Origin of the sequence: Brevundimonas sp. (assembly GCF_036677305.1) — a bacterium.
Classification (GTDB): domain Bacteria; phylum Pseudomonadota; class Alphaproteobacteria; order Caulobacterales; family Caulobacteraceae; genus Brevundimonas.
The window spans coordinates 1-7,589 of the sequence record NZ_JAKFEB010000233.1 but is presented as its reverse complement, the minus strand read 5'-3'; the positions used below and the strand labels follow the sequence as shown (position 1 = coordinate 7,589).

Here is a 7,589-nt window from a genome sequence, read left to right as displayed (position 1 = left end):
ACCTGACGCAGCGCCCCCTCGGGCGCCGCCTGATGCACGGCCAGGGCGGCGGCGTAGAGCGCCATCGATGCGAGGCTGGAGGCCAGCATGACCCGCTTCTTGCGGTTATGGTCGACCAGACTCCCGAACCAGATCGCCAGCGACGCCGTCAGCACCAGATACAGGCCCGCGATCATCCCGGTCGCGAACACCGACCGCGTCTCGAGGAAAACCCAGAAGGTGACGGCGAACCAGACCGTGAAATTGGTGATGTTGGCGATCAGGTTGTTGGCGAGGATGTGGTGGAAGACGGGCATGAGGGCCGGCTCGCGGAGGGACGCGCAGGGACGGCGCGGGGGGTGAGCTTTTATGGCAGAGGCGGGGGCGGGAGGGGTAGATCTCTGCTTCCGGCCCTTAGCGGACATTGCCAACCGGTGTTAGGCTCGCACGATGAGGCTAAGATCGTTCGCCATGCTTGGAGTGATCGTCGCGCTGGCTGCGTGGTCCGGGTCGGGACGCGAACGCTTTATCGCCAAAGACGAGGCCGGTCAGACGATTGCCAGCGTGACGTTGGAGCAGCCCCTGCCAACGCACGACACCGCACTGGTTTTTGAGGACGGCGAGGCTTCGTTGACTCGCCCAATGACGTTCGAGACAGCGGGAGCCTTCGAGTGCCACTGGTCCGATCTGGTGATGATCTGCCGTTCAGAGGCCGTAGCCCCGGACGAAGCACGAGTTGATGGTGGTGGGTATGTTCGTCGGCTGAGTAGCGACACAATTCTGGTAGCCAACGAGAGCGGCGGGCTTTCTGGCGACTTCTCCCGCTACCAAGATGGCCGACTGGTTTCGTTCGGCGTGATGGATGAAACCGGCACCGTTGGCTGGCACTACGATCTACGGTGAAGGTGCAATCGGGCAGGATCGGCAATGTCCGCTTTCCACCCATCAGCACCAGTTCGCTTCCGATCCTAAATTGACGTTCAGCGATATCTGCTAGAGGTGGGCAATGACCGCTTGGTTCGTAGTTCCATTCGCACTGGCCTTCTTGACTTATGCGGGAGCAACTTATTGGGCCTCTCGGCTGCTCGCCAGAGAGCGGCGACGGCTGGGGGACGCGCGCCCTGTTCCAGATTTGCTCGACCCGCTGACCTCACACCGCTGGCTGCCTATACTGCTGTGGGAGGAAACGAGAGCGTTCCGGCCACCGGCCCGGCGCGCCTTCATGGTTGCGCGTATCGCATTGCTTCTGACGCCGGTGGCCTTCTTCCTCGGCATGATCTTGGCTACCAACTTCCCAAGCACCAGCGATGGGGGGAACGCTGGCGACCAAAGTTCTATTCCATCGGTCACGGTCGCCATTCCTGATTGATGTCCGCTTTCCCCCCATAGCGGACCTTGCGTAGTTCTGCTCCGCGGCGACCCACCCCTCACAACCATCCCACCCTCGGCCCCTTCCCCTCCCGCGCGTCGATCAGCAGATCCGTCACCGCCCACACCAGCGCGTCCGCCCGGTCCAGCGACCCCGCCCCCTCCATCTCGCCGCCGAAGGCCATCAGTTCCTCCTCCAGCGCCGACAGCGGGACGCCGTCCGCCGGCGCATGCCGCACCCGGCCCTGTTCGTAGAGGGCGGCGACGGGTTCGGCGCGGACGCGCTTGCCCTTGGTGGCGCGGACCTCGCGGACCTTGAGCGTGCAGCCGGCGGTCTTGAGCACGGCTGAGACCATGTCGCCGCCCTGGTTGACCTCGGCCACCATGGCGGCGGCGCCGAACTCCTGCGCCGCGCGGACGGCCCGGCGGGCCCACTGGCCGGGGCTGAGGCCGTTGGCCGAGCGGTCGGCGAGGATCACCGCCTCGCGCACCCCGTCGGGGCGGCGGCGGGCGCCGGCGACGACGATGCCGCAGGCGTCGCCGGTCGCGGTGGTCGTGGGGTCGAGGGCGACGATGATTCTTTCCAGCCTTTCCGCGTCTTTTCGGGGCGCTCGAAGAGCGAACCCGGAACCCAGGGGACCGGACTCGCTGTCAACCGCTGCGTCGACGACCGCGCAGCCCTCCTGGGTTCCGGGTTCCGCTGCGCGGCCCCGGAATGACGGGTTGGAGGGGGCAAGCCGGGCCCTCGCCATCATCTCCGCCGTGAACAGCGCCCCGTCGAGATCGACCACCCGGCCCTCGATCTCCTGGGCCTCGCGGCGGGTGCCGCCGTAGAGGGCGCGCAAGGACTCGACGAAGCCGGCGGACAGGTGGTCCGCGTTGTCGGCCGTGCCCGCGTGGGTCAGGACGCAGGAGGGCTCGTCGCGCAGGGATATGAGCGCGCGGGTCGGGCGCGGGGTCGTCGTCACCACCAGCCGGGGCGCGGGCGAACCGGGGAGCGGCAGGCGCAGGCCCATGCGCAGCAGGGCCAGGGTCTCGCCCGCGCCGCGCGCGCCGACGGCGGGCCAGGCGCAGAATTCGTCGGCCCAGGCGGCGCTGAACTGGGGGCCGCGCAGGGAGTCGGGGTCCTCGGCCGAGAAGGCGTGGGCGATGCAGCCGCCGGCGAAGACGAGACGGCGGCGCGAGGGCTCGAACGACGGCCGCGTGGCGCGGGTCCAGCGCGGCAGGGCGCGCAGGCCGGACGGGCCCTCTATCATCACCTCGCGCACGTCGTGCAGGGTCGGGCCGACCAGCGCCAGACGCCCGCCCTCGCCCAGCGCCTCGGCCTGATCGGCCAGCCAGCTGGCGCCGGCGAGGGTCTTGCCGGCGCCGCGCCCGCCGAGGAACAGCCAGGTCGACCAGTCGCGGCCGTCGGGGAACAGGCCGGGGGGACACTGGGACTTCCGCAGGACCAGCCGCGCGCCGGGCTCGTCGTCGGCGGGCGCCGCGCCCCCCGCCAGCCTCGCGCGCACCCTGCCCATCACCCGGACCGTCTGGTCCACCATCCGCAGCAGTTTCGAATAGTGGCCGTCTGCCCCGGCCACGGACGCCACCCGCAACCGGCCGCAGATCGAGGCGACCGTCGCGTCCGGATCGGTCTCGTCGAACCGGAACGACAACTCGGCGCAGACGACCTCGACGGGCACGCCGTCGACCATCTCGATCCGCACCGGCGCCGGTCCCTTGGGCAGCCGCACCGCGTCCCGATGGTCCTTCTTGCGCATCCCCATTTTCTTGGCGTTCCAGTGGATCGCGCTTCGCGACACCCCGTGCTCGAGCGCCAGCGCGGCGATCGGCTCTCCCGCCAGCCAGCGGACCAGCAGCGCATGCCACCGGTTCCACGTCATCCCCGACCGGCTCTGCCGAAACGGCTTGTCCCGCCACGACTCGTCGGTCGGTGAGATGTCTCGCTGTTCGTCTTCGATCCCCATGCCCTGATTATCGGACGGGTCTCACCTAAGGCGCGAAGATGACGCTGGTCGCGGCGGGAAGCCGCGCCGGATCAAGGGTTTGGCGCGTGCAGTTTGTATGGCTGGCGCGCGATTGCTTGCATGCCCACCACCCAATTCCGTCATTCCGGGGCCGCGCAGCGGAACCCGGAACCCAGGAGGGCCGCACGGGCGAGGCCGCAGCCGCAGACGGTCAATCTGATCACCTGGGTTCCGGGTTCGCTCTTCGAGCGCCCCGGAATGACGAAAGCAGAGGGGGTTCGCTCTTCGAGCGCCCCGGAATGACGAAAGCAGAGGGGGTTCGCTCTTCGAGCGCCCCGGAATGACGGAACGAGGGGGGCCCCTACCCCGCCGCCGCCAGCGTCTGAACCGGCGCCGGAACCGTCGCCTCGATGGCCTGCATCAGGGCGCCGGGGGTGATGGGCTTGGCCAGGTGGCTGTCGGCGCCGGCGTCGGCGGCGTCCTGGACGTGCTTCGCCATGGCGTTGGCGCTGAGCATGATCAGGGGGGTGCGGGCGCGGCCCTGCGACTGCTCCACGGCGCGGATGGCGCGGGTGGCGGTCAGGCCGTCCATGACCGGCATCTGCATGTCCATCAGGATCACGTCGAAGGCGCCGGCGGTGAAGGCCGCGACCGCCTGGGCCCCGTCGTCGACGGTGGTCACCTGCATGCCGCCGCCCGACAGGATGGCCTGGACGACGCGCTGGTTGACCGGGTGGTCCTCGGCCAGCAGCACGCGCAGGGGCTCGGCGCCGATCCACGGCGACGGGCCGACGGCCAGGGCGCCGGGATCGCCCGCCCGGGCGCGGGCGGCGTCCCGGGCCGCGTCATGGGCGGCGACCGAGCGGGTGCGCGACAGGGGGATGCAGACGGTGAAACAGCTGCCCTTCCCGGGCGCGGACTCCGCCGTGATCTCGCCGCTCATGATCTCGACCAGCGAGCGGCAGATGGACAGGCCCAGGCCGGTGCCGCCGAAGCGGCGGGTGATGGTGCTGTCGGCCTGGCTGAAGCGCTGGAACAGGGCCTCGCCGGCGGCGGCGTCGAAGCCCACGCCGGTGTCGCGCACGGTCAGGCGCAGCTGGGCGACGCCGGGATCGGGCGTGTCGTCGGCGACCTCGATGGAGACCGAGACCTGGCCCTCGGGCGTGAATTTGACGGCGTTGGACAGCAGGTTGGCCAGCACCTGGCGGATGCGCGTCGCATCGCCCAGGAAGTCGCCGCGCGCGGCGGGGCCGCGCTCGACATGGAACTGCAGGCCGCGAGCCTCGGCCTTGATGCGGGCGGTCTCGATGACGCCGTCCAGCTCGCGCTCCAGGTCCATGTCGCCGATGGCGAAGTCCAGATGGCCGGCCTCGATCTTGGCGACGTCGAGGATGTCGGAGACCAGTCGTTCCAGGGTCACGCCCGACTGTTCGATCAGTGCGACCAGCTCGCGCTGGTCCGGCGCCAGGTCGCTCTGACCGAGGGCGCCGATCAGGCCGATGACGCCGTTCAGGGGCGTGCGGATCTCGTGGCTCATATTGGCCAGGAAGTCGGTCTTGGCCTGGTTGGCGACCTCGGCCGCGGCCTTGGCCTCCATCAGTTCGCGCTCGGCGACGACGCGGTCGGTGACGTCGCGGGCCACGCCGTAGACGCGGTCGCCGACCCGGCGCGCGCGCCATTCGATGGTGCGATAGCTGCCGTCCTTGTGGCGGTAGCGATTCCTGAAATCGACCATCGGGTCTTTCGGCCCGCGGTTCTCGACCTCGATGACGCTTTCGAGCGTGGCGATCTGGTCGTCGGGGTGGAGCAGGCGCAGCAGCTGCAGCCCCTCCATCTCGTCGGGCCGCCAGCCGAGGACGGTCTCCCACGACGGACTGGCCCGGACCACCCGGCCGTCCAGCTCGCGGACGACCAGCAGGTCCAGCGACACGTCGAAGAAGGTGCTGATGACCAGCGCGTCGGCGTCCTGTTCCGGGCGGGACAGCTGGGCTGGCATCAAGCGAAAATCCTGACTGAACTGCGGACGTGCCTGATTCTGCACCGGCGGAGGTTAAGACGGCCCTCCCGGTCTTCAAAGTTCGATCCGGAGCCCGCCGCCGCCGATTGCGGCTGTATCCGGGGCCGGACTTCCGTGTAGGAAAGCGGTGTTCGATCCCGGAAAGCGGTCCGGCCGCGGGATGCGATCGTCGTTCGTGGGGGGCGGCGGAGATCACGACGCCGTCCGGACGGACGGCGGGGGACCGCTGACCATGGGCTCGCTTATCCGCGCCAACGCCGCGCGCGCCGCGTCGAAGTCGACCGCCGCAAAGGTGTCGACCACCAAGGGCCACGCCGGGGACGTCACCCTGGGCGAGCGCCTCCGCTACGCCTTCGACAAGAGCATGGCGGCGGGGCCGGTGGCGCTGGCGGGCTGGCTGGCGCTGGTGTCGCTGGTCACCATCGCCCTGGCGGCGACGGTGCTGGCCCTGACCCGGATCGGCCCGGACGGCGGTTTCGACTTCGGCGAGGCGGCCTGGCAGTCGCTGATGCGGACCATGGACGCCGGGACGATGGGCGGGGACTCCGGCTGGGTCTTCCGCTTCGTCACCCTGGTCGTGACCCTGATGGGGATTCTGGTCTTCTCGGCCCTGATCTCGATCATCTCGGCCGGGCTGGATTCGGCGCTGGAGGGGCTGCGCAAGGGCCGTTCGCGCGTGCTGGAGACGGACCACACCGTCATCCTGAACTGGTCGCCGTCGATCTTCGACATCCTGTCCGAACTGGTCATCGCCAACGCCAGCCGGAAGAACCCGCGCATCGTCATCATGGCCGACAAGGACAAGGTCGAGATGGAGGACGAGATCGCGGACAAGGTGCCGAACCTCGGCAACACCCGCATCATCTGCCGCAACGGCGACCCCACGGACCTGTTCGACCTCAGCCTGGTCAACGCCCAGACCTGCCGCTCGATCATCGTCGTCTCGCCCGAGGGCGCCGCCGACCCGGACAGCCAGGTGATCAAGACCGTCCTGGCCCTGACCAACGACCCCCAGCGCAGGATCGAGCGCTACCGCATCGCCGCCGAACTGCGCTGCGCCGGCAACGCCGAGGTGGCCCGCATCGTCGGCGGCGACGAGGTCCAGCTGGTGCTCGCCGACGACCTGATCTCGCGCATCGTGGTCCAGTCCAGCCGTCAGGCCGGACTGTCGGCCGTCTATTCGGAACTGCTCGATTTCGACGGCTGCGAAATCTACACCACCGAGCTGGAGGAGCTGGTCGGCGTGACCTATGGCGACGCCGTCATGGGCTATGAGGACTCGGCCCTGATCGGCCTGCGTTACGCGGACGGCCGCGTGCGGATGAATCCGCCGATGGACGAGGTGATCGCCGCCGGCAGCCGCGCCGTCATCATCGCCGAGGACGACGCCGCCATCCGCCTGACCCCCATGGCCGAGGACGCCGTCGATCCCGCCGCGATCCGCAAGCCGGCGCCGGTTCGACGCACGGCCGAGCGCGTGCTGATCATCGGCTGGAACCGCCGCGGCCCGATGATCGCCCAGGAGCTGTCGCGCTATGTGAAGGCGGGCTCGGTGCTGATGATCGCCGGCGACGTCCCCGGCCTGGCCGAGGAAGTCCGCACCCTGCCGCTCGGCTCGAAGAACCTGAAGGTCGAGGCCCGGATCATCGACACCAGCCACGCCGCGTCGCTGGAAGCGCTCGAGCCCCTGACCTGGGACAGCATCATGGTGCTGGGCTATTCCGATCACATGGAGGCCCAGTCGGCCGACACGCGGACCCTGATCACCCTGCTGCACCTGCGCAAACTGTCCGAGCGGCTGGGTCAGCACATCAGCGTCGTCTCGGAGATGATCGACATACGAAACCGGGAGCTGGCCGAGGTCACCCGCGCCGACGACTTCGTGGTGTCCAACCGGCTGGTCAGCCTGATGCTGGCCCAGGCGTCCGAGAACGAATACCTGTCCGCCATCTTCGACGACCTGCTGGATGAGGACGGCTCGGAAATCTACATGCGGCCGGTCGGCGACTACGTCGATCTTGACCTGCCCGTCAGCTTCTACACCATCGCCGAGGCCGCCCGCCGGCGCGGCGAAACCGCCATCGGCTACCGCCGCCGCCGCCCGGACGACGCCGACGACGGCCGCAACATGGGCGGGGTCGTGGTCAATCCGTCGAAATCGGAGCGGCTCTCGTACGAGCCTGAGGACCGGGTGATCGTGCTGGCGGAGGACTAGTTCACGCCGTCATTCCGGGGCCGCGCAGCGGAACCCGGAA

At 69.2% G+C, this 7,589-nt stretch carries 4 protein-coding genes and 1 pseudogene; 2 read left to right on the top strand and 3 right to left on the bottom strand.

Features of this window, described 5'->3' with window-relative positions; genetic code table 11:
• A pseudogene (locus tag V6M42_RS13450) lies at positions 1-296 on the bottom strand (MFS transporter); the annotation flags it as partial.
• Positions 297-450: 154 nt separating this feature from the next.
• Between V6M42_RS13450 and V6M42_RS13445 the strand changes: the two are divergent.
• Positions 451-882 (top strand): hypothetical protein, encoded by a 432-nt coding sequence (locus V6M42_RS13445; RefSeq protein ID WP_332678943.1) that lies wholly within the window; start codon positions 451-453, stop codon positions 880-882.
• A gap of 524 nt (positions 883-1,406) precedes the next feature.
• Here V6M42_RS13445 and V6M42_RS13440 read toward each other — a convergent pair.
• Both V6M42_RS13440 and V6M42_RS13435 read right to left on the bottom strand, forming a co-directional pair.
• Entirely contained in the window at positions 1,407-3,233 is a 1,827-nt protein-coding gene (locus V6M42_RS13440) for a terminase large subunit domain-containing protein (protein WP_332678942.1), read from the bottom strand.
• A gap of 445 nt (positions 3,234-3,678) precedes the next feature.
• On the bottom strand, positions 3,679-5,313 hold the full coding sequence (locus tag V6M42_RS13435) for a PAS domain-containing hybrid sensor histidine kinase/response regulator (protein WP_332678944.1): 1,635 nt from the start codon (positions 5,311-5,313) through the stop codon (positions 3,679-3,681).
• A gap of 253 nt (positions 5,314-5,566) precedes the next feature.
• Between V6M42_RS13435 and V6M42_RS13430 the strand changes: the two genes are divergently transcribed.
• On the top strand, positions 5,567-7,549 hold the full coding sequence (locus V6M42_RS13430; RefSeq protein WP_332678940.1) for a CASTOR/POLLUX-related putative ion channel: 1,983 nt from the start codon (positions 5,567-5,569) through the stop codon (positions 7,547-7,549).
• Positions 7,550-7,589 lie beyond the last annotated feature (40 nt).